Origin of the sequence: Nostoc sp. CCY 9925, from assembly GCF_963920935.1 — a bacterium.
Classification (GTDB): Bacteria; Cyanobacteriota; Cyanobacteriia; order Cyanobacteriales; family Nostocaceae; genus Nostoc.
This window is the reverse complement of record NZ_CAWUDO010000260.1, coordinates 1-1,940: the sequence shown is the minus strand read 5'-3', so window position 1 is coordinate 1,940 and position 1,940 is coordinate 1. Positions and strand designations below refer to the sequence as shown.

The 1,940-nt window shown below is 42.5% G+C and carries 3 protein-coding genes and 1 pseudogene; all 4 read right to left on the bottom strand.

What is annotated here, in order from left to right:
- Positions 1–49: 49 nt before the first annotated feature.
- The gene (locus ACM0OY_RS40255) at positions 50–172 is read right to left on the bottom strand and encodes a hypothetical protein (RefSeq protein WP_414574277.1); all 123 of its coding nucleotides are present in this window, start codon (positions 170–172) and stop codon (positions 50–52) included.
- Positions 173–183: 11 nt separating this feature from the next.
- Positions 184–900, bottom strand: a complete 717-nt coding sequence (locus tag ACM0OY_RS40250; protein ID WP_414574276.1) for a hypothetical protein — start codon at positions 898–900, stop codon at positions 184–186.
- A 3-nt stretch (positions 901–903) separates the two neighbouring features.
- Positions 904–1,314: a hypothetical protein gene (locus ACM0OY_RS40245; protein WP_414574275.1), complete on the bottom strand. Its 411-nt coding sequence runs from the start codon at positions 1,312–1,314 to the stop codon at positions 904–906.
- Positions 1,315–1,453: 139 nt separating this feature from the next.
- Positions 1,454–1,940: pseudogene (locus ACM0OY_RS40240) on the bottom strand (hypothetical protein); the annotation flags it as partial.

The following is a 1,940-nucleotide window of genomic DNA, read 5'->3' as shown; positions in this document are numbered from 1 at the left end:
ATCTTCCTTCTACCATTTTTTTGTACCTAAATTTATATTTCGGACAGGTCTACTGGTCTTGACGCTCTTGTAACCAAGAGGCGGTATTCCCAGCTTCCAAATACTCAATGCTGGGGTAATCGTCACGTAAAAGTGCCGTTTCTTTGGTTCCTAGCATTGGTATTTGTTCCATGTATTCTCCTTTTATTTAGTAAGTTTCCAAATGCTGTAACCAATCTCGCCTGCCATCATTGAAGCTACGTTGTAAGCAAAGCAAGCCAAGATCACACCAGGGTTCGTGTAGCGAAAGGGATTACGACCAACGAAGGTAGTAGTCAAATCCAAAACCCAGAAAAATAGTGCGATCGCTCCACCTGTATGACGTTCTTTCATGCCAGCAGCTTTGTAATCACCCCAGAGTGCGACTGTCAAATCGATGTTTCCAGTCGGTTTTGTACCCAGAGTATATTGCTTGGAATCTTCAAATTCATGCTTGGCTTGATTTGGGTCTTTGCCACGCAATGTTCGCGCTTCCATGACTTGTACTAATGCAGAGATGCCAAAACTAATCCAGAACAAGAGATTGAACGGTAATTGTAACCAACCGATCCAACCGATCCATTCTTGCTCAAACCACGGTAGGAGGGGTTTTCCCTGAAATAAAACCTGCCAGATGCTATCAGTAGAAAGGAGTGTACCAATCCAGAAACCAATTGCACCAACAAGTTTGTATCCGGGTGTGCCTGGGGTAACGAATTGGGCAATGATATGTGAGATAAAGATGACTGGCAGTGAGATTAATGCCACAATCCACCGAGCTAATAATTCTAAGTAGTCACTCCCTCCTTTTTTCGGCTCTCTTTGTGGTGATGATTCTGGTTTTGGTTGTGAATTAGATTTGTTTGGAGTGAGATATTTCATAAATCAATTGGGTGAACCTTTAAATAGCGGCGAATTCTTACAAGCATTTTTGAATCGATATTTCCATTTCCATTGCCTTTGTTCAATTCGCCCAATACAAAAACCCGTTGAGTCATACACAAAAACTGTCTCATCTTCTAAATAACCTGTAGTGTCAGGTCTAGGGTTACGTTTTTTTGAGTCTAGATAGTTCCTGATTCGTAACTTACTGAATGAGGGTGTAACTCCAAGAGAATTAATTTTGTCGGCGGTTTCTGCCCTTTGCTCGGCTTTAATGCGTTCTAGTTCTTCAGACTCTCGAATCGTAATGCCACTGTTGTAAGTTTTGAATTGGGCTGGCAGTTGTGATAACCAAGGACTTGCGATTAACCCCATGCCCAATAATCCCAACATCGCTTGCTTCTGATATTTCATTGTTGAAGCCCATAGATACTTTGTGTTGTCTGGGGTGGCGGTGCATTAATAACGCGAACGTAAACAGACAGCCCAATGCAAACTAGAAAAAAAATGACTGAGAATCCGAAAAGATTCTCCTTGAAGAACTTGCGCCATTTTAAGCTGGAGATTGGAATTTCTCGCTCAACAAAGAGCGTGTCAAATTTTTCAGATCCTGAATTGTCGCAGGTCGTTTCGACTTTTTTTCTGATGTCGGCACTCCTAATTCGTCTAAAAATGCTTTCGGGTCAAAACCAACAGTTGCAGCAGTAGTGAGGGTTTGAACTTGTTGCTTAATTTCATCCCCAGTCTTTAACCCGTACTCTTGGGTAATTTGTTGCCTGATTTCGGGATTCTTGGCCAACTGATAAATAAACGCTATTTCATCAAAACCTTGCTCTGTCCGTCGCTGTAATGAACGAGCATCAAGTTCACTGGTGATTTCATCGAACAATTCTTGCTCAAACTCATGAACTGCCAGCGCTTGAGCAACAGTCTTGCCTGCCACAATGTCCAAGAACGCTTTAAACGTTTCCCGACTGACTCCAGCAGGGAGCAACGCGATTTTGTGAGGTTGGGCGAAAAAGGTGCGATCGCTAAAACTT